Origin of the sequence: Formosimonas limnophila (genome assembly GCF_014652675.1) — a bacterium.
Classification (GTDB): domain Bacteria; phylum Pseudomonadota; class Gammaproteobacteria; order Burkholderiales; family Burkholderiaceae; genus Hydromonas; species Hydromonas limnophila.
In genome coordinates this window covers 56,735-75,653 of sequence record NZ_BMZG01000003.1, presented here as the reverse complement: position 1 = coordinate 75,653, position 18,919 = coordinate 56,735, and the positions used below count along the sequence as shown (strand labels likewise).

General features: G+C 48.8%; 17 protein-coding genes and 1 pseudogene. 6 read left to right on the top strand and 12 right to left on the bottom strand.

The annotated features are described in order from the left end of the window. Positions 1 to 93: 93 nt before the first annotated feature. The 3 genes from xseA (at position 94) to IE082_RS03215 (ending at position 2,471) form a co-directional block, all read left to right on the top strand. The gene (gene xseA, locus IE082_RS03225) at positions 94 to 1,419 is read left to right on the top strand and encodes an exodeoxyribonuclease VII large subunit (RefSeq protein ID WP_189491504.1); all 1,326 of its coding nucleotides are present in this window, start codon (positions 94 to 96) and stop codon (positions 1,417 to 1,419) included. A 24-nt stretch (positions 1,420 to 1,443) separates the two neighbouring features. Next, the gene (locus IE082_RS03220) at positions 1,444 to 2,022 is read left to right on the top strand and encodes a superoxide dismutase (RefSeq protein WP_189491501.1); all 579 of its coding nucleotides are present in this window, start codon (positions 1,444 to 1,446) and stop codon (positions 2,020 to 2,022) included. Positions 2,023 to 2,228: 206 nt separating this feature from the next. Then, on the top strand, positions 2,229 to 2,471 hold the full coding sequence (locus tag IE082_RS03215) for a GlsB/YeaQ/YmgE family stress response membrane protein (RefSeq protein ID WP_189491498.1): 243 nt from the start codon (positions 2,229 to 2,231) through the stop codon (positions 2,469 to 2,471). Positions 2,472 to 2,542: 71 nt separating this feature from the next. Here IE082_RS03215 and IE082_RS03210 read toward each other — a convergent pair whose 3' ends face one another. The 7 genes and pseudogenes from IE082_RS03210 to IE082_RS03180 form a co-directional block, all read right to left on the bottom strand. Beyond that, positions 2,543 to 3,715: an aminotransferase-like domain-containing protein gene (locus tag IE082_RS03210; protein ID WP_189491495.1), complete on the bottom strand. Its 1,173-nt coding sequence runs from the start codon at positions 3,713 to 3,715 to the stop codon at positions 2,543 to 2,545. Positions 3,716 to 3,862: 147 nt separating this feature from the next. Continuing rightward, positions 3,863 to 5,236: a DNA recombination protein RmuC gene (locus IE082_RS03205; RefSeq protein WP_189491492.1), complete on the bottom strand. Its 1,374-nt coding sequence runs from the start codon at positions 5,234 to 5,236 to the stop codon at positions 3,863 to 3,865. 116 nt (positions 5,237 to 5,352) lie between these two features. Next, positions 5,353 to 5,754 (bottom strand): annotated as a pseudogene (locus IE082_RS03200) (group II truncated hemoglobin); the annotation flags it as partial. A gap of 66 nt (positions 5,755 to 5,820) precedes the next feature. Then, the gene (locus IE082_RS03195) at positions 5,821 to 6,198 is read right to left on the bottom strand and encodes an APC family permease (RefSeq protein ID WP_189491487.1); all 378 of its coding nucleotides are present in this window, start codon (positions 6,196 to 6,198) and stop codon (positions 5,821 to 5,823) included. 151 nt (positions 6,199 to 6,349) lie between these two features. Beyond that, positions 6,350 to 7,069: an amino acid permease gene (locus IE082_RS03190; protein WP_189491484.1), complete on the bottom strand. Its 720-nt coding sequence runs from the start codon at positions 7,067 to 7,069 to the stop codon at positions 6,350 to 6,352. Between the two features lie 153 nt (positions 7,070 to 7,222). Then, on the bottom strand, positions 7,223 to 7,663 hold the full coding sequence (locus IE082_RS03185; protein WP_189491481.1) for a CBS domain-containing protein: 441 nt from the start codon (positions 7,661 to 7,663) through the stop codon (positions 7,223 to 7,225). Between the two features lie 148 nt (positions 7,664 to 7,811). After that, positions 7,812 to 9,044, bottom strand: a complete 1,233-nt coding sequence (locus tag IE082_RS03180; protein WP_189491478.1) for a YihY family inner membrane protein — start codon at positions 9,042 to 9,044, stop codon at positions 7,812 to 7,814. 140 nt (positions 9,045 to 9,184) lie between these two features. Here IE082_RS03180 and wrbA point away from each other — a divergent pair, with 140 nt between their 5' ends. The 3 genes from wrbA to IE082_RS03165 are packed head-to-tail and all read left to right on the top strand — an operon-like array spanning position 9,185 to position 11,888. Further along, a complete protein-coding gene (gene wrbA / locus IE082_RS03175; protein ID WP_189491475.1) occupies positions 9,185 to 9,787 on the top strand; it encodes an NAD(P)H:quinone oxidoreductase in 603 nt (200 codons plus the stop codon). Then, complete coding sequence (locus IE082_RS03170; protein ID WP_189491472.1) at positions 9,784 to 10,461, top strand: DUF2069 domain-containing protein; 678 nt, start codon at positions 9,784 to 9,786, stop codon at positions 10,459 to 10,461. The genes wrbA and IE082_RS03170 overlap by 4 nt, the downstream gene beginning before the upstream one ends. Next, positions 10,458 to 11,888 (top strand): FAD-binding oxidoreductase, encoded by a 1,431-nt coding sequence (locus tag IE082_RS03165; RefSeq protein WP_189491469.1) that lies wholly within the window; start codon positions 10,458 to 10,460, stop codon positions 11,886 to 11,888. The genes IE082_RS03170 and IE082_RS03165 overlap by 4 nt, the downstream gene beginning before the upstream one ends. Before the next feature lie 106 nt (positions 11,889 to 11,994). Here IE082_RS03165 and gmhB read toward each other — a convergent pair whose 3' ends face one another. The 5 genes from gmhB to tpiA all read right to left on the bottom strand — a co-directional run bounded on the left by gmhB (position 11,995) and on the right by tpiA (position 18,833). Beyond that, entirely contained in the window at positions 11,995 to 12,540 is a 546-nt protein-coding gene (gmhB, locus tag IE082_RS03160) for a D-glycero-beta-D-manno-heptose 1,7-bisphosphate 7-phosphatase (protein WP_189491466.1), read from the bottom strand. A 14-nt stretch (positions 12,541 to 12,554) separates the two neighbouring features. Then, positions 12,555 to 14,666: a glycine--tRNA ligase subunit beta gene (gene glyS, locus IE082_RS03155; protein ID WP_189491463.1), complete on the bottom strand. Its 2,112-nt coding sequence runs from the start codon at positions 14,664 to 14,666 to the stop codon at positions 12,555 to 12,557. 133 nt (positions 14,667 to 14,799) lie between these two features. Continuing rightward, positions 14,800 to 15,810: a type I glyceraldehyde-3-phosphate dehydrogenase gene (gene gap, locus IE082_RS03150; protein WP_189491460.1), complete on the bottom strand. Its 1,011-nt coding sequence runs from the start codon at positions 15,808 to 15,810 to the stop codon at positions 14,800 to 14,802. A 132-nt stretch (positions 15,811 to 15,942) separates the two neighbouring features. After that, complete coding sequence (gene tkt / locus IE082_RS03145; protein ID WP_229809692.1) at positions 15,943 to 17,958, bottom strand: transketolase; 2,016 nt, start codon at positions 17,956 to 17,958, stop codon at positions 15,943 to 15,945. A 137-nt stretch (positions 17,959 to 18,095) separates the two neighbouring features. Continuing rightward, entirely contained in the window at positions 18,096 to 18,833 is a 738-nt protein-coding gene (gene tpiA / locus IE082_RS03140) for a triose-phosphate isomerase (RefSeq protein ID WP_189491457.1), read from the bottom strand. Positions 18,834 to 18,919: the final 86 nt, after the last annotated feature.

The window sequence follows — 18,919 nt, the reverse complement described above, 5'->3', positions numbered from 1 at the left end:
AATTCCCCAAAAATACACCCAAGTAAAAACCACCTACTCATACAAAACCCTTATCATAGAACAAACCAGTATAACGAAAACATCAAAGAAACCATGAGCACCGATAGCCTCTCCGTATCAGAATTTAATACACGCGTCGCCCAGCTAATTGAGCGACAAATTCCTTTGCTTTGGGTCAAAGGTGAAATTTCAAACCTCACGAGTGCTGCCAGTGGCCACTGGTATTTTTCACTCAAAGATGACAAAGCTCAAGTCCGTGCCGTGATGTTTCGCCACAAAAATAGCTTGCTGAGCTTTCAACCACGCGAAGGAGATGCCGTAGAAGCACACGTTTTGGCTTCTTTGTATGCACCACGTGGCGACTTTCAGCTGTCTGTCGAGACCATGAGGCGTGCTGGTCAAGGAAACTTACACGAACGCTTTTTACAACTCAAAGATGAGCTACAGCGTCAGGGCTTGTTTGATGCAGCACACAAAAAAGCCTTACCCAGCTTTGCTCACCACATTGGCATCATCACCTCGCCACAAGCCGCGGCATTGCGAGACGTCTGTCACACATTAGAACGTCGTGCGCCGCACATCTCTATTTTGCTTTACCCCACACTGGTACAAGGTAAGCAAGCTCCCCGCCAAATCGCCTCTGCAATTCAAAAAGCCAATCAAAATAAAGTCCTTGATGCGATTCTCATCGTCAGAGGTGGTGGCAGCATTGAGGATTTATGGGCATTTAATGAGCCCGAAGTCGCACACGCCATCTTCCAATCACGAATCCCCACCATCAGCGGCATAGGTCACGAAACCGACACCAGTATCGCTGACTATGTTGCGGACATTAGAGCAGCCACACCAACCGCTGCGGCTGAAATCATCAGCACGCCCAGTCAAGAGGCATTGCTCCACCACATAGAACAACAACAGAACCACCTCAACCGTGCCATGATGAGCCGAATGCATGACAAAGAACAGCAGCTCGACCATATCATGCTGCGTCTACTCACACCCGCGCAAAGGCTACAAAACAAACAACAGACACTAAACGAGCTGCGCACCCGCTTAAAACACAGTATGCTTCGTCAATTTGAGCGCACAAGTACCGCGGTGGTACAGATGAGCCAACGTTGGCAACGCGCTCGCCCAAACTTATCGAAACCTATCAGCCAATTGCAGCGCAGCAACAACCAATTATGCCATGCCGTGAGCCGTCACCTCGTCCTGCAAGAACAAAAGCTCAACCACCGCATCAGCCACCTAAAACAACTGAACCCTGACAATGTGCTCGCACGAGGTTACACCTACGTCCGTGCGCAAGACGGCACTATCGTTTATAATGCAGCGTCACTACAGTCAGGCGATGGCATCACGATTCAATTCGCCGATGGGCGTGTGATAAGCACAGTCAATCACACAGAGTCACCCTAATTTCAACCAAAAAAGAGGAACACCATGGAACACACGTTACCCGCACTGCCGTACGCTACCGATGCACTCGCACCAATCATTTCACAGGAAACTATTGAGTTTCACTACGGCAAACACCACCAAACCTACGTCACCAACCTCAATGGTTTGATTAAAGGCACAGAATTCGAAAACTCAAGCCTCGAAGAAATCGTCAAAAAATCATCTGCTGGCATTTTCAACAACGCCGCTCAAGTTTGGAACCACACGTTTTACTGGAATGGTTTAAAACCCAACGGCGGAGGCGAACCAACGGGTGCTTTGGCTGAAGCAATCAACGCCAAATGGGGTTCATTTGACAATTTCAAAGCCGAATTCACCAAAACAGCCGTCACCACCTTTGGTTCTGGCTGGGCATGGTTGGTCAAGACACCAGCGGGTGATTTGGAATTGGTATCAACCTCTAACGCGGCCACACCATTGACCACGGACAACAAACCTCTGCTCACTTGCGACGTGTGGGAACACGCTTACTATGTGGACTACCGCAATGCGCGTCCAAAGTATGTGGAAGCGTTTTGGAGCTTGGTGAACTGGGATTTTGTTGCGGCAAACTTTGCGTAATCTACACCCCTCACAAAAAGCTGCTCCATTATTTGAGCAGCTTTTTTTTGCTTACAGGGCAAAAAATCAATTCACAAAAAAACGACATTTAGTAGTATTGACGTAAAACTTCTGATACAATAAATTCAGATTTTAGAACCCATATACTAAAATCAACACACCTTAAGTGTGATTTTTAATTCCTTAATAAGGAGATTGTCGTGGCTATGGAAAGCATTATCATCACCATACTGATTGGTTTGGCAGCTGGCTGGTTGGCCAGTGTTTTGGTCGGCGGTCCTTTTGGCCTTATTGGTGACATCATTGTGGGTTTAATTGGTTCCGTCGTGGGCGGCTACTTACTCAATATGGCTGGATTGTCTCTAGGTGGCGGTCTTTTGGGTGCTATTCTCACGGGTACTATCGGCGCAGTGGTTCTACTCCTGCTGTTGCGTCTGATCAAGCGATAGCCGCTCATCGTTATTCACAACAAAAAACGCGCCGTGTCAACACGGCGCGTTTTTTATTGATGAAGCCCACGTTACTCACCAAAAATTTGAGCCAACTGCGCCACGCCATGCCGAATTTTCTCAGCAGGTACCGTCACAAAAGCCAGACGCAACGTATTGTCCTGCGCCACATTCGCATAAAAAGGTGTGCCTGGAACATAAGCGACATTGCGCGCCACAGCTTTTTCAAGCAGTTTTTCTGCATTGAGTCCGTCAGGCAAAGTCACCCACAAAAACATCCCACCCGCAGGCACATTCCAAACCACACCGTTTGGCATGTGCTCAGACAATGCCTCTAACATCACCTGTGCTTGACCATGGTAAAGGGTACGAATCGAGGGAATGTGCTCATCCAAAAAGCCATCTTTGACCACTTCGTACACCACACGCTGTGCAATGGTTGAGGTGTGCAAATCGGTCGCTTGCTTGGCCTGCTCAAACTTGCGCGCGATTTCTACGGGAGCGACAATGTAACCAAGGCGCAAACCAGGTGCGAGTACCTTTGAGAACGAACCCATGTGAATCACGCGCTCAGGCATGCGTGACAACAACGACGCTGGCGGTGCGGCCTGATACCACAACGCACCGTATGGGTCATCTTCCACCACCAATAAATCATTCGCACGAGCAACTTCCACCAATTTCGCACGACGCTCTTCACTCATCATACGCCCTGTGGGATTCTGAAAGTTTGGCAATGCGTAGAGAAACTTAGCCGCTTGAGCATCCTCTGCCGTTAATTGAGACGCATCCAAACCTTGCTCATCTGATGCCACGGAAACAAACTTGGGCGCAAACAGTGAAAATGCCTGCAATGCCCCTAGATAAGTCGGTGTCTCAACCAATACCGTATCACCTTCATCAATGAACACTTTGCCAATCAAGTCCAGTGCCTGCTGCGAACCCGACACAATAATCACTTGGTCTGGTGTAATGGTCGCACCATCAGTGCTCATACGACTCGCTACCCACTCACGCAACGGCGCATAACCATCGGTGGTTGAATACTGTAAGGCGCTTTGAGCGTCGGTGACCAGCACTTTATCAAACGCTGCTTTCATCTGCGCCACAGGAAAACTTTCAGGCGCAGGCAAGCCACCTGCAAACGAAATCACATCAGGATTCGCGGTAACTTTTAAAATTTCGCGAATCACTGAGCTTTTGATGGCTGTGGCACGTTGAGAAAACAATTGGGAATACGACATAATGACCTCATGGGGGATGATATTGCGACCTTAATATAGCGCATTTAAACAGTACAGTACCGATACAGTTAAAAATTTGGCGGATAAACTGTATTGTGACATAGAGCAATACAATTGGGAAAGCGGTTTTGCGCCCCTCTGATATCCTCACTCATCAGGCAATTCTGCATCTAAAGACAATAACGCCGCACTCTTGCCCGTCTCTAATTGCTCCACACCAGATAGCGCGCGCGTCATGGCCCGTGTACGCACTTGCGCAGAGTCTATATTCTTTGCAGCACGCTCTAAGCTATCACGGGTTTTGGCCAGCACATCGCCAAATTTGCCAAACTCTGTTTTCACCGCGCCCAATACCTGCCACACATCACTGGCGCGTTTTTCTAAAGCGAGGGTTCTAAAGCCCATGTGCAAACTATTTAAAATTGCCATCAGCGTCGTCGGTCCAGCGACCACCACACGGTACTCACGCTGCAAGGTATCAAGCAGCCCGGCTTGACGAGCCACTTCGGCATACAAGCCTTCTGTGGGTAAAAACAAAATCGCAAAGTCCGTGGTATGCGGTGGAGAGACGTACTTCTCAGCAATGGTTCTGGCTTCTTTCAGTATGGCACTCACCAATTCACCTTGCGACTTGGCCAATGCTTCAGCATCGGCAGCGTCTTGGGCATCTTGCATTCGGTCATACTGCTCACGCGGAAACTTCGCGTCAATCGGCAACCAAACAGGCTCGCTCTCAGAACGTCCAGGCAGTTTGATGGCAAACTCAACACGTGCGGTTGATTCGGGCACAGTGGCCACGTTGGCAGCGTATTGTTCGGGGGTGAATACCTGCTCAAGCAAATTAGCCAGTTGCATCTCACCCCACGTGCCGCGCGTTTTGACATTGGTCAACACGCGCTTCAAATCACCCACACCCGCCGCGAGCGACTGCATCTCGCCCAAGCCTTTGTGCACTTGCTCCAACCTATCGGAGACTTGTTTAAAGGACTCACCCAAGCGTTTTTCCAATGTGGCATGTAGTTTTTCATCCACGGTTTGGCGCATTTGTTCGAGTTTGGTTTCATTTTTTTGCTCGATGGAGGTAAGACGCTGCTCAATGTTTTCACGCATTTGGGTCAAACGTCGCTCCGTGGTGTCATTGAGCAGTTGCAACTGTTGCATGAGCTGTGAGGTCGTTGCATTGAGCTGCTGCACCAGCGTCTCTCGTGCATTGGCACTCTCAGTGCTTTGCGTCTCACGCACTTCTTTGAGCTGCGTATTGAGCAGCGTTTGCACTTGAAATAACGACTGCCCCAACTCGTCACGCTGCTGATGAGCCAACACACCAGCGTGCTCACGCGCCTTTAAACCCTGCTCACGAAACAACTGATGCGTTTCATCAAACGATGAATCAAGATTATTCAAAATTTGGTCGCTGATTCTTTGCGATTGGTTTAAACGCAACCACAAAACCATTACAAACCCCAACAAAATCAATAAAATAGCCAACAAAAGGTACAAAAACACTAGGATGTTATTCATATTGACTCTTTCGGCACACCATAAGCCTCAGTGATTTGATGCAACTTCTGTTTGACTTGTGGCTGATAAACCCCAGCAGGTGACGGCATCTGCGGCGCGCCTTCTACCGAGTCAGGTTGATTCCTCATCCAGTCGGCTGTGTTATAAAACGATTCAATTAACCGCTGATATAAATCATCAGGCACACCGATTTCACGCATCGCCTGCGCCATACACGCCACCCACTGGTCACGTTCAGTGACACCAATTTTAAATGGCAAATGCCGCGCACGCAGCTTCGGATGACCATGCGTCTGCATGTACAACGGTGGCCCGCCTAACCACCCCGACAAAAACAGAAACAGGCGCTCGCGTGCCTCACCCAACGACACACCATGCGCGGCACGCAGCGCAGCGAATTTCTGCTCCAAATCCATCAAATCATAAAACCGTGTCGTCAGCTCACGCACACGCGCTTCGCCACCAAGCCAGTCGTAGGCCGTTTCAAATTGCAAAGGAGAGTTCTTTTCAACATTCATATTTTGCTCAATAAAAAATCATAAAAACTGATGTGACTCACATCATAACACAGCGTTTTCAGCCTTCTAAGTTCCCAAACAACATCGACCGCGCCATGCACCAAACCCGAGCAAAGTCAAAGGAAACAACCACCACCAAGTAAACCCCTGCAACAGAAACACACACGACCCAGTCGCTACGATGCCCATCAGCACAGCCACCACACTTGGCCGCAGCCAAATAATACGCCAGTATGCAAGCAATGAAACCGCATACAACACCATGAAGTTTTGGCTCACCAGCGTCATCATCTGTGCCACGCTCAGCCAACCGACGCTTAAAATCACCAAGGATAAGCTAAACGCAACAAACAAAAGCCACAATGCCCGCTCAGGCATCTGTGCCTGATTCAAAACCGCCCATGATTTTGGAAAAAACCCCTCATTTGCCGCACTATATAACATCCGTGACGCCCAAAAATCCACGCATTTTGCGATGCGATAATCATCAATCCCATCGTCACACCTAAAACAAATATCAGCCACGGCCTGTTAAATAACACCAACAAACCCGATTCGCCAGCCACATTTTGCCCGCGCCACGCAGCACCCGACATCACAGCAGCCAGTGCCACGTACAGTGCGACCACGAGTATGAAACTCCAGACATACACGCGCGGGATGTTTCGTTGCGGGTCACGCAACTCGCCCAAAACAGAAACGCCATCACAGCCCACAATGACTGAGCTGAAAAATTCTGAATTCGCCATGCCACCACATGCGTCACCGTACCGTCCAAAGCATCCCAATTGCCCACAATCAGCACAGCCACCACCGCCAGTAAAACATACAGACTCGCCGCATTCACCTTAGCCAGCACGCTCACACCACGTAAATTCATCACTGTACACGCCAACAAGAAAACGGCTGTCAATGCTGCCCTTGCCCATGAGGCCTCCACACCAAAAGCATGCAACACATAACTAGCAGCCACCCAAATCGATGCGGGAATCCCGAGTGCAAAAGTCCCTGTGAGCAAAACCAACACAGCCCCCTTTGCCATACGACCTCGGACAGAATCAAGCGCCGCTCCCGCCACCGCCACCTGCGCATACTGCGTCAAACCATCTGCTTGTGGGTAAGCGCGTCCCAACACAATGAACACATACAGCATTGGCGACATCACCAGCGCCATCACCAACCAGCCGAGCAATGCCACATCTGCGCCACCAAGCTCAATTGCCAATCCAGGCAAGCCAAATAATCCAGAACCCAACACCATGCCAATAGCGAGTATGACACCTTGGCGCATCGAGATATTTCGTTTTAAGACCATGTTTTTCTTTCCAAAAGATTCAGTCATTGACCAACAAGCATCATAGCGAGCCAATGAGACAAAGCAAAGTTCCAATCTTGCCAAAACCCAAGTAAAAGAGGACAAAAAAACGGGCAACCCATCGTTGCCCGTTTTAATCAAATCTATCTTGAATCAGTTTTCAGCTGGCCAGTCGCGGATATAAGCCTTGAGCATTTGATTTTCGAGCTGCTGCGCTTGCAGCATCGCCTTGGCCACATCATAAAAAGACACCACCCCCATGAGGGTGCCATTGTCCATAATCGGTACATAGCGTGCATGACGGTCAAGCATCTGTTGGCGCGTTTCGTTCACATCTGTTTCGGAGGTCAAAATCAATGGCGCTGCATCCATGACGTCTCTAACCAATGTGCCAGTGATCGTGCCGCGTGTGAAGCTCAATGATTTATTGATTTCACGGAAAGTGAGCATACCGACCAAAAAGCCATTTTCCAAGACCACCAGCGAACCCATATCTTTTTCAGCCATTAGGTCAACAGCCGTTTGAAGCTCAGTATCAGGGGTAGCGGTAAAAAGCGCAAAACTTTTGGTTTTTAAAATATCAGCGACTTTCATTATCTTCTCCAACAGGAAATGTAAATAGTGAGATGAGCCACGCAACAAGCAGCACATAATTTAAGCGCATTGTAACCATAAGTGTGCGCAATTGCACCCCTTTTAATCACACAAACACCGAAAAACCAAAAACCACGGTTTGATTCTTCTATCTCTGCTCAAAAAGCTCACTAAGATAAATTCGGTGATGACCAGATTTATGCATATCCGTGAATCGACGAGCCCACGGCAACTCGTGTTTCTGTGCTTGGGCTGCAAAATACTGTGAGTCAAAAACAAACACATCGTATAAATGAGCCAATGTCACTTCGCCAGTGTCACAAATCAACGCCCAGCCCGTGCTGTCGTCAGGGCGCCGCACACGACCAATCCAGCCATGCTCCTGAAGTTTGTTCATGATGTCAGCCAAGTCTTCGCTATTGAGCCGCAACTGCGTCTGAATCGATGACCAGCTCACCATCCGTGATGGCGAGCGTTGCGCCTGATACAGAATATACAAAATCATCAATGCTTCTGGTAAATCATCACCTGCTCGCGGTACTTTACGCCAACGCTCATACTTGAGAATCGGCAAACTCGCTGCAATGCTCGCGCCAAACAAAATCACCAACCAAAATACATAAAGCCACAGAAAAAACGCGGGAATAATGCTAAAAGCGCTGTACAAGACCGCATAGACTTGGAATGTTTTAAAGATCGCCGTAAATGACTGCGTCAAAACCACAAACAACACCGCGGCCACTGCGCCACCAACCAAACCATCTTTCCAAGCCACTTTCCGATTCGGGACAAACACATACAGACAAGAGAATGCAAACGTTGCCACCAAAAAGGGAACCACCAAACTCAAAGCGACTTCAACTCTAGGCCAAGCCTTCAACACATCCACGAAATAATTGCCCAACAACAAAACCAATACAAACAATATCGGCCCTGCCGTCAAAATCGCCCAATACACCAAGACATTTTTGCGTAAAAGCCCACGGCGTCTCACCTGCCAAATATCATTGAACACGCGATCGACTGTACCCATGGTCAAGAGCGCAGAGACAAACAACAGCGCACCACCGAGCACCGACAACTTCGAGCTTTGCTCAGCGAACTGTGTGATTTGTTTCATCACCACTTGGCTCATTCGCTCAGGCATGAGGTTCTCGAGCATCATTTGTTGGATTTCGGTTTGAAATTTAGCAAACACGGGAAAACCTGTGAGTACCGACAAGGTCACAACCAACAAGGGAATCAAGGACAACACCGTGGTAAAGCTCAGGCTACCCGCAACCTGCGTGAGACGATGCGTGGCCATGCGAGCCGTCAAAAAGCGCATCGCCGCGCGAAAGCGTTGCCATTCTTCACGAATGAGAGGGAAAAACTGTTTCATATCAATTCAATTCTTTATTTATTGCGTTTCACTGCATCTGTTCAGTGGACTCGCTGTATTGAGCAGCACAGATACACTGATATAATGCGCCATTGTAAACAACTTCCCGATTCTGCGGTCACAAACCCTTGAAATTCCACATGAGCCAACCTTACGTCTTAATTTTATTTTACTCACGCAATGGCAACACGCAACGACTGGCCGAGTGTATTGCACAAGGCGTCGAGTCAGTTGCTGGGATAGAGGCCCGCCTACGCACTGTCCCCCCCGTGGCAGCACAAACAGAACAAACTATCGCACCGATCCCGCCTGAAGGTGCGCCCTATGCCACACTCAATGATTTAGCAAGTTGTGCAGGACTGGCACTCGGTTCCCCCACTCGATTCGGCAACATGGCAGCGCCGATGAAACACTTCATCGACCAAACCAGCCCTTTGTGGCAAAACGGTGCGTTGATCGGAAAACCCGCGAGTGTCTTCACCAGTACAGGTTCGTTACACGGTGGTCAAGAAACCACCCTCACCTCCATGATGATTCCTTTGCTGCACCACGGTATGCTCATCGTCGGGCTGCCTTACAGTCAATCGGAGTTAATGCACACCAGCAGTGGCGGTACACCTTATGGGGTGTCTCATTTAGCAGGTCATTCAGGCACTCGCTCTGTTGATGACACAGAGAAAAAGCTCGCTATTTTCATGGGGCAGCATTTGGCACGCATCGCCCAAAAGTTAGGCACGCCATGAAGTCTGCACAGCAAGTATCACTCACGCTGGCCGTATTGATTGTCTTTTGCGCGGTGTGGGAGACCATCGGCGCACCGATTCGAGTAGGTGGTTCGTGGTTGGCCTTAAAAGGTCTTTTGCTATTGCCATTTGTCTGGAAAACTTGGCGTGGTGAACGACGAGCCTTCCAAATACTCAGCTTGTTGATTTTGGCTTATTTACTCGAAGGCATTATGCGGGCTTATGCAGACACATTGCCGATGCAACGCGCATTTGCTTGGGGCGAGATTGTTTTATCTACTTTGATTTTCATCCTCACTTTGCGCCATCTACGTACCGAAAATCTCCAACACACCCCACCAAGCACTAAAAAACCCGCACGAAAAAAAATCACAGGACCACAATACATCATTGCTTTGTGTGTGATTTGGGGCGCCATTGGCTTTACCACGGATGGCTATTTGGCATTAAAAGTTGCGCTGTTTCTACCATTGATTGTCAGTTTTATATTGACCGAAAAAGCCGCCTTGTTCATCACCTGCCCGATTATTTTGACCACTAGTGCCGCTCTTTTGTGGTCGGCTCCCGCCGATCCTTTGCTTTATGAAACCCCTTATGCATGGTCGGCTTTGGTCTTGAGCTTGATGGGTGTCTATTTGAGCATTCGACGCGCTCAACCACGGAATGCATCATGAACGATTTCTTAACATCATTGGGCAGCATCGTTGGTACGACAAACATTCGGACAAATGAAGCCGCACAGCCCTACCACACAGATGAGCGCAACCGCTATCATCATGCGCCCATCGCTGTTGTATTGCCCAAAAACACCGCCGAAGTCGCTGAAGTGGTCAAACTTTGTGTGGCTCAAAACCCGCCAATCGCCATCATTCCGCAAGGCGGCAACACAGGCTTGGTCGGCGGTGCTGCTGTGTTACCCGATCACCCCAGCGTGTTGCTCAATCTCACAAGAGTGAATGCGGTACGTCAGATTGACGAGGCCAATCGCACCATGACAGTTGAGGCAGGCGTCACACTTGAACACGCTCAGCAAATCGCACAAGAGCATGGCTTGCTTTATCCACTGTCACTCGCTTCAGAAGGTACGGCCACCATTGGCGGCAATCTCGCCACCAATGCAGGTGGCACGCAAGTCCTACGCTACGGCAACACCCGTGATCTGTGTCTGGGTTTAGAAGTGGTCTTACCGAACGGCGATATTTGGTCAGGATTGAATACGCTGCGCAAAAACAACACAGGCTACGACTTGAAACACCTGTTCATCGGTGCCGAAGGTACACTGGGCATCATCACGGCAGCGGTGCTCAAATTATTCCCTTCACCCGTTGATACATTGACCGCTTTTATTGCCACCAAAGACTTGCATCACATCGTACAAGCGTTCAATACCTGTCAAAAACAATTTGATGCACAACTCACCGCTTTTGAATACATCTCGCCGAATGCGCTGAACTTGGTTTGTGACCAGTTTAACCATCAGCACCCTTTCGCCGACGATACCCAAGCCCACGTTGCCTTGATTGAAATCAGCCACACCAGCACACAAACCGATGCACTGAACGCATTGCATCAATCATTCAATCATCACATCAGCGCAGCCATTGAGCAAGGCTTCATCAAAAACGCCATCGTTGCACAAAGCGGTACACAACAAATGCAGTTTTGGCAAATTCGTGAACAGATATCTGCCGCTCAAAAACGAGTGGGTAAAAACATCAAACACGACATTAGTGTTCCCATCAGTGCCATTGCCAACTTTGTTGAAGTCACGTGCTCGCAACTAGAGCAACATTACCCCTCCATTGAACCAACCATTTTTGGCCACATCGGCGACGGCAATTTGCACTTTAATGTGTCTCGTGGTCAGGCATTTGCAAACGCGAACGCCCTCATGGCCGCTGAAACAGACATCAACCAAATTGTTTACAATCAAGTCCAACAGCACAAGGGCAGTATTTCTGCTGAGCACGGGATAGGGTTACTTAAGAAAGATTGGTTAGAACAACTTAAAAGCCCTGTAGAACTCAATCTAATGAGGGTCATCAAGCAGAGCTTAGATCCACTAAACATGATAAATCCTGGAAAAATACTCAATCAATAAAAAAACAGATACCGATACGTATCTGTTTTTTTATTGAAGTGTTAGCACTTCATCCAATGAAGATTTGAGGCTCGACACAAAATTAGGTGTTCTTGGCCTCTCACAGTCAAACTTTACCCACCAACTCACGCACTACCGCTGCCAAATTGACGCGAACATGCGTATCATTGAGCACCCCATCGGCGTAAGTTTTACCGCCTTGCCCCGTGAGTACCAAATACGGTTGGCAACCCGCTTTATGCGCTGCACTCATATCGTTGAGCGTGTCGCCAACATAAATCACCTCGTTCAAACTCACATCGAACCGCTGTGCGATGTCATTGAGCATTTCAGGGGATGGTTTTCGGTAATTACAACCTGCATCGGCCGTGTGCGGGCAGAAAAAGATCGCTTCAATCTTGCCACCGGCCGCATCAACCTCTGCATGCATTTTTTGGTGAATCGCATTCAAATCGGACACCGTGAGCTTGCCCAACATGATGCCCGGTTGATTGGTGGCAACCACAACTTTAAAATGCGCTCGATGCAAGCGCGCCAAAGCCTCCAGACTACCTTCAATCGGCACCCAGTCATCTGGCTTTGTGATGATGCCGCGATCTTCGTTAATCACACCATCACGAGACAAGATAATCAGACGCTCAACACTGTCCATGTTATTCACCGTGTTTACACCGCAAGTTGCGAAATATCCGCAACGCCGTTCATTAATTGCGCCAAGTCTTGCAACAGTTTCAAGCGATTCGCACGCACCGCCGCATCATCCACCATCACCATCACATCCACAAAAAACGCATCAACAGGTTCACGTAAACTCGCCAATGACGTCAAGGCTGTCTGATAAGCACGCTGTTCAATCGCCGTTTGTACCGATGGGCGAACCGCCTCAACCGCATTGGCCAATGCTTGCTCAGCGGACTCAGACAATAGGGTTTTATCGACTTCAGGCGCAATGGCTTCATCTTTCTCAGTCGCTTTGCGCAAAATATTCACGCAACGTTTGTTGGCAGCAGCCAGATTCGTGGCTTCGGGCAACACTGCGAATGCCTTGACAGCAGCAAGCTTGTCCTCAACTTCATCCAAACGATCAGGGTTATTCGACAACACCGCTTCAATGTGTGCGGGTGCATAGCCTTGGTCTTTGAGCATGCCTTTGAGCCTATCCAGCATGAACGTCTTCACAGCTTGCTCGCTGTTTTTCACTTGCATATTGTCGTTAAACTCTGACTGAACCGCCGCCAAGGTTTCAGATAAAGATAAAGGTAGTCTTTTCTCAAGAATCATCCGCACCACGCCCAAGGCGTGGCGACGCAAAGCGAATGGGTCTTTCTCGCCTGTCGGCTGCAAACCAATCCCCCAGATTCCCACCAAGGTTTCGAGCTTGTCAGCCAACGCAGTGATTAAACCCGTGGTTGTGGCTGGCAACTCATCACCTGCGAAGCGCGGTTGATAGTGTTCTGCACACGCCGCAGCAACATCAGCACTCTCACCATGGTGCGTTGCATAATAACGCCCCATCACACCTTGCAACTCAGGAAACTCACCGACCATGTCGCTAACCAAATCCGCTTTAGCAATGGTTGCGGCACGCTGTGCGTTAGCGACATTCGCATTCAAGGCTGTGGCGAGATAAGCCGCGATGTTTTTCACTCGCGTGACGCGTTCGCCTTGCGAACCGAGTTTGTTGTGGTAGACCACATTACTCAGTTTGGCCACCATGTTATCGAGTGATTTTTTCTTGTCTTGCTCAAAGAAGAACTGCGCATCGGCCAGACGGGGACGCACCACACGCGCATTGCCTTCGATGATGTTATCAGGTTCATCTGTGAGAATGTTTGATATGACCAAAAACTCATTAACCAGCGCACCTGTGGCGTCTGTCATGGCAAAGTATTTTTGATTGGTTTGCATCGTCAAAATCAAGCACTCTTGCGGCACAGATAAAAACGATTCATCGAATGATGCCTTATATACCACAGGCCACTCAGTCAAGGCCGTCACTTCATCCAGTAACTCATCGGGCATGATGACTTGATGAGCGTCTGCCTTTAGTTTCAACTGCTCATAAATGCTTTCACGACGCACTTTAAAATCAGGTTCAACCATGCCTTGATTGCGCAGCACATGGGTGTAATCTGCGGCGTTTTTTACAGACAATGCAGGCTCGCTCATAAACCGATGACCATCGGTCAAGCGGTCGGCTTTGACACCAAATACAGTCACAGGCAACACATCATCGCCCCACAAAACCAAGGCGCGTTTGACGGGTCGCACAAACTGCACATCTTCTTGCGCTGCCGTGCCTGCGTGAATTTGGTAGGTCATGACTTTCGGAATCGGTAATTTGGCAGAAACGTCCGACAAAACTGTTTGCAAAACCTCAGCCAAAATCGCCCCTTTTTGGGTATAGCTAATAAAAAACACGTCTTGCTTGCCATCATTTTCAATGTCTAAGTCTGCTGGCGTTTTGTCTGGAAAACCCATCGCTGTGAGTTTTTTCGTCAGTGACGCTGTCGCCTGACCATTCACATCCAAGCCGACTGAAACAGGCAGCACTTTGTCGCGGCGCGTAACATCAGCGGCCTGCTCAACAACATTTGAAATACTGACCGCCAAACGACGCGGTGTCGCATAAGCGTGTCGTTGTGATTCTGAACCCGCCAAACCCAGCTGAGTCAATGCTTCATACACGCCATTGGCAAAGGCTGTTGATAATTTGTTGAGGGCTTTGGGTGGTAACTCTTCGGTCAATAATTCAACCAATAAATCTTGTGTTGTCATCGCTCTGCTTTCATCTTCTTAAATACGGTGATTCATTTTTGGTCTCGTACTCAAAACCACAAATCAATGACCTTCTAATACGCAGTTGGCGGGCATAAAGCCCGCCTCCATTCAAGTACATTGATACTTGATTTTATTTAGCACTCATCAATGCGACAGTCGTGTCCAACATGCGGTTAGAGAAACCCCATTCATTGTCATACCAACTACCCACTTTGACCAAGCGTCCAGAAACTTTGGTGAGACTCACGTCATACGATGACGACGCTGGGTCATGATTAAAGTCTACTGAAACGAGCGGCTCGGTGACGTAGCCCAAAATACCCTTGAGTGGGCCTTCAGACGCTGCTTTCATGATGCTATTGACTTCTTCAACCGTTGTGTCACGTGCTGCTACGAATGACAAATCCACCAAAGACACATTAATGGTTGGTACGCGAATCGCATAACCATCGAGCTTACCATTCAACTCTGGTAATACGAGACCAACCGCCGCCGCTGCGCCTGTTTTCGTCGGAATCATGCTCATGGTGGCAGAGCGCGCGCGGCGCATGTCTTCGTGATAAACGTCAGTCAGACGTTGATCATTTGTGTATGAGTGAACAGTGGTCATGAGACCACTCACCACGCCAATCGCATCGTGCAGTGGTTTGACCAAAGGAGCCAAGCAATTGGTGGTGCAAGACGCGTTAGAAACCACTGTGTCCGTTGATTTGAGCACATGGTGATTCACACCGTACACAACGGTTGCATCCACGTCTTTACCGCCAGGTGCTGAGATAATGACTTTTTTCGCTCCGCCTTGGAGATGTTTAGATGCCGCTTCTTTGGTGGTGAAAAAACCTGTGCACTCCATAACGACGTCCACGCCCAATTCGCCCCAAGGCAATTTGGCAGGATCGCGTTCTGCCAATACTTTGATACGGTCGCCATTGACGATGATAGAGTCACCATCTACGGTTACGGTACCTGGGAATTTGCCATGAGCCGTATCAAACTGTGTCAAATAAGCGTTGATTTTTGCATCGCCCAAGTCATTGATGGCGACAATTTCGATGTCGTGCTTTTTGCCGCCTTCATAATGCGCGCGCAAAATATTTCGGCCAATACGGCCATAACCGTTGATGGCTACTTTGATGGTCATTGTTGTTTCTCCAATATTAAGTTAAAAATAACTTCCCTCTTTTTTATAAACGGACAAGCGACTTGTCCACGGTACTACTGTCTATCGCAACTCACAAGCACCTCGCTATGAAAGCGAGATGCTTTGAGCCATTTACTGCAATACTGATAAAGCGGTGTTCACCACGTTTTCAACAGTGAAACCAAACAACTTAAACAACTCTGGCGCGGGCGCAGACTCACCGAAACATTCCATCCCAATCACCGCCGCGCACTGATAACGCCACCATGTATCTGTCACACCAGCTTCAACGGCCACGCGTGCGATGCCTTCGCCGAGTACGCTCTTTTTGTAAGCAGCAGTTTGGCGATTAAATACATTGGTGCACGGCATCGAAACCACGCGAGTTGAAACACCTTTGGCTACGAGCACGTCTGCAGCTTTAACAATAAGATCGACTTCTGAGCCAGTGGCGATGAGGACGATTTGTGCTTTTTCCTTCGCGGCTTTAACATCGCGGAGAACATAGCCACCTTTGGCGATGTTTTTGGTTTGTGTCGCATTGCGTTTTTGAAACTGCAAATTTTGACGGGTATAAATCATGGTCGATGGGCCGTCTGGACGCTTAATCGACTGGGCCCAAGCCACGACTGACTCGGTGGTATCGCATGGGCGCCATACATCGAGATTCGGAATCAAACGCAAGCTGGCTGTGTGCTCGACAGGTTGATGTGTCGGACCATCTTCACCCACGCCAATCGAGTCATGTGTGAAGACAAACAGCGTACGGATTTTCATCAACGCAGCCATACGCAATGCGTTGCGTGAGTAATCAGAGAATGTCAAGAACGTCGCACCAAACGGCAAATAGCCACCGTGCAAAGCAATGCCGTTCATAATCGCACTCATGCCGAATTCGCGCACACCGTAACTAATATGATTGCCCCATTGACCTGGTTTTAAGCGAACGCAGGTTGACCAGTTGGTTAGATTCGAGCTGGTCAAATCAGCCGAACCGCCGAGGAACTCAGGCAATGAAGGCGCATAGGCTTCAATGGCGTTTTGAGAAGCTTTGCGTGAAGCGATGGTTTCCGCTTTTTCAGCGCAAGTTTTGAGATATGCTTCAACGGCCTTGTCAAAGTCCGCGGGCAATTCGCCTTTCATGCGGCGTGTGAATTCTTTGGCTTCTCTGGGGAATTTTTTCGCGTAGTCATTAAAGCGTTCTTGCCATTCTTTTTGTGCCGCTGCACCCGTGGTTTTAGAGTCCCAAGCATCATAAATATCTTGAGGCACTTCAAATGCTGGATATTCCCAGCCAATGTGTGCGCGCGTCGCTGCCACTTCTTCAGCACCCAATGCAGCACCATGAACTTTGTCCGTACCTTGGAATTTAGGTGAGCCAAAACCAATGGTGGTTTTACAGCAAATCAATGTCGGGCCAGTGTCTTTTGGCGCGTTTTTCTTCGCGTCTTCAATCGCTTTTTTGACGGCAGCAACATCATGGCCATCGACGTTGCGAATCACGTTCCAACCATAAGACTCAAAGCGTTTAGGCGTGTCATCTGTGAACCAAGGATCAACTTGGCCGTCAATCGAAATACCGTTGTCGTCATAAATAGCGATAAGTTTCGACAGATTTAATGTACCTGCCAACGCGCACGCTTCGTGGCTCACACCCTCCATCATGCAGCCGTCACCAAGGAAAACAAAAGTCGAATGATCAACGATATTGTGACCATCTTTGTTGAATTCTTGCGCAAGGAGTTTCTCAGTCAAGGCCATACCCACTGCGTTAGCAATACCCTGACCCAGCGGGCCCGTGGTGGTTTCAATCCCTTCGGCAAAGCCATACTCAGGGTGACCCGCTGTTTTTGAATGCAATTGGCGGAAGTTTTTGATGTCATTCATTGTCAGCTTGTAACCCGTCAGATGCAACAACGAGTAAAGCAACATTGAGCCGTGTCCATTCGACAAAATGAAGCGATCGCGATCAAACCATTTTGAATCCGTTGGGTTATGTTTAAACAACCCACTGGCTGGACTCCACAATGCCACAGCAATATCAGCCATACCCATCGGCATCCCAGGGTGGCCAGAATTCGCTTTTTGAACTGCATCCATCGACAACGCACGGATAGCATTCGCCATTTGTTTATTGCTTGCTGACATGAAAACCTCTTAACAATTTTATTGAGAAAGTAGAGGAAACACAGCGCGCCGCATTTCCGAAATAAAAATCACGTATTCTAGCAGATGCCTTGCGGGCTGTGACTAAAATACACAAGCGGAATAAAAACGCCCGAAACCTATGCACACAGCGCTTGATAAATCGCGATAAACTCATTGGCATCGAGCGAGGCTCCACCAATCAAACCGCCATTGACATCGGGCTGAGCAAACATCTCTGCGGCATTATTGGCTTTCACACTGCCACCGTACAAAATGCTGACACCTGCCGCACCTGACTGCACAGCGATCTCTCGCAACCAGCCATGGACTTCTTGAGCTTGCTCAGGACTGGCCGTTTTTCCCGTACCGATGGCCCATACGGGCTCATAAGCCAAAATGCAGCGGCTTAAGCGTTCTGCTCCGATGCCATCAATGACTGCATTAAGCTGACGCAAGACAACCTCTTTGGCATTGCCTGCTTCACGCTCAGTCAGAGTCTCACCTACACAGACAACAGGTGTTAATCGAGCATTAAGCGCCGCTATGGTTTTGGCTGCAACCACTTCGTCCGACTCACCAAACAAATGACGACGCTCTGAGTGGCCAACCAGCGCGAGCTTCACACCGAACTCGCAAAGCATTAGGGCTGAGACCTCACCTGTATAAGCGCCTTTCTCGAACGCGGATAGATTCTGAGCTGATACTTGAACCTCAGAGCCAGACAATGCATCTCTCGCCTGCGAGAGATAGGGATGCGGTACAGCCACTGCCATTTTGGCCGAACCTGAGACTTGGCGAATTTCTGTCAGAAGTGCTGCGTTACTGTCCATGCTACCATTCATTTTCCAGTTACCAATAAGCCATTGAGCGGGCATTTTTTATCCTTTTAAAAATTAGAAATAATGGAGCTGCGAGGTGCTCGAAACCATCCGTGTGCATAAGAAACACGAGCCTGGGTATT

Bases quoted from the DNA above. Each gene is read 5' to 3' on its own strand.
- xseA (WP_189491504.1), top strand. From the start codon at position 94: ATGAGCACCGATAGCCTCTCCGTATCAGAATTTAATACACGCGTCGCC.
- IE082_RS03220 (WP_189491501.1), top strand. From the start codon at position 1,444: ATGGAACACACGTTACCCGCACTGCCGTACGCTACCGATGCACTCGCA.
- IE082_RS03215 (WP_189491498.1), top strand. From the start codon at position 2,229: ATGGAAAGCATTATCATCACCATACTGATTGGTTTGGCAGCTGGCTGG.
- IE082_RS03210 (WP_189491495.1), bottom strand. From the start codon at position 3,715: ATGTCGTATTCCCAATTGTTTTCTCAACGTGCCACAGCCATCAAAAGC.
- IE082_RS03205 (WP_189491492.1), bottom strand. From the start codon at position 5,236: ATGAATAACATCCTAGTGTTTTTGTACCTTTTGTTGGCTATTTTATTG.
- IE082_RS03195 (WP_189491487.1), bottom strand. From the start codon at position 6,198: ATGTTATATAGTGCGGCAAATGAGGGGTTTTTTCCAAAATCATGGGCG.
- IE082_RS03190 (WP_189491484.1), bottom strand. From the start codon at position 7,069: ATGGTCTTAAAACGAAATATCTCGATGCGCCAAGGTGTCATACTCGCT.
- IE082_RS03185 (WP_189491481.1), bottom strand. From the start codon at position 7,663: ATGAAAGTCGCTGATATTTTAAAAACCAAAAGTTTTGCGCTTTTTACC.
- IE082_RS03180 (WP_189491478.1), bottom strand. From the start codon at position 9,044: ATGAAACAGTTTTTCCCTCTCATTCGTGAAGAATGGCAACGCTTTCGC.
- wrbA (WP_189491475.1), top strand. From the start codon at position 9,185: ATGAGCCAACCTTACGTCTTAATTTTATTTTACTCACGCAATGGCAAC.
- IE082_RS03170 (WP_189491472.1), top strand. From the start codon at position 9,784: ATGAAGTCTGCACAGCAAGTATCACTCACGCTGGCCGTATTGATTGTC.
- IE082_RS03165 (WP_189491469.1), top strand. From the start codon at position 10,458: ATGAACGATTTCTTAACATCATTGGGCAGCATCGTTGGTACGACAAAC.
- gmhB (WP_189491466.1), bottom strand. From the start codon at position 12,540: ATGGACAGTGTTGAGCGTCTGATTATCTTGTCTCGTGATGGTGTGATT.
- glyS (WP_189491463.1), bottom strand. From the start codon at position 14,666: ATGACAACACAAGATTTATTGGTTGAATTATTGACCGAAGAGTTACCA.
- gap (WP_189491460.1), bottom strand. From the start codon at position 15,810: ATGACCATCAAAGTAGCCATCAACGGTTATGGCCGTATTGGCCGAAAT.
- tkt (WP_229809692.1), bottom strand. From the start codon at position 17,958: ATGTCAGCAAGCAATAAACAAATGGCGAATGCTATCCGTGCGTTGTCG.
- tpiA (WP_189491457.1), bottom strand. From the start codon at position 18,833: ATGCCCGCTCAATGGCTTATTGGTAACTGGAAAATGAATGGTAGCATG.